Here is a 547-nt window from a genome sequence, read left to right on the forward strand (position 1 = left end):
CCGGATGATGGACGGGCTGGCTGCCGGGAAGGCAGAGCCCCGGACCATCATGATTGATGCGACCTGTCTGAAGGCGCACCGCACGGCTTCGAGCCTGCGGCTAAAAAAGGGGATCCAGGCCGCCTGACCGGCCGCACCAAAGGCGGGATGAACACGAAGCTGCATGCCGTCACCGATCAGAACGGACGACCGCTGAGCTTCTTCATGACAGCAGGACCGATCAGTGATTATACCGGTGCCGCTGCCCTGCCGGACGGTCTTCCTGCTGCACAATGGCTGCCGGGAGACCGGGTTATGACGCTGACTGGTTCAGGGATGCCCTGGAGGAAAAAGGGATCAGACCCTGCATTCCAGGATGGAGATCCCGCGGGAAACCTGCCAGATACGACAGGCGGAAATACAAACGGCGCAACCGTATCGAGATCATGTTTGGAAGGCTCAGGGACCGGCGGCGGGTCGCAACCCGCTACGACAGATGCCCGACCGTCTTCTTCTCAGCCATCTGTCTCGCTGAAACCGTCATGTTCTGGCCAGGAGTCCTGAGCCT

1 pseudogene is annotated in these 547 nt (G+C 60.9%); it reads left to right on the forward strand.

The features are described from left to right. Nucleotides 1–547 (forward strand): annotated as a pseudogene (locus tag GOB93_RS21065) (IS5 family transposase); the annotation flags it as partial.

Source organism: Acetobacter musti (assembly GCF_011516835.1).
Lineage (GTDB): Bacteria > Pseudomonadota > Alphaproteobacteria > Acetobacterales > Acetobacteraceae > Acetobacter > Acetobacter musti.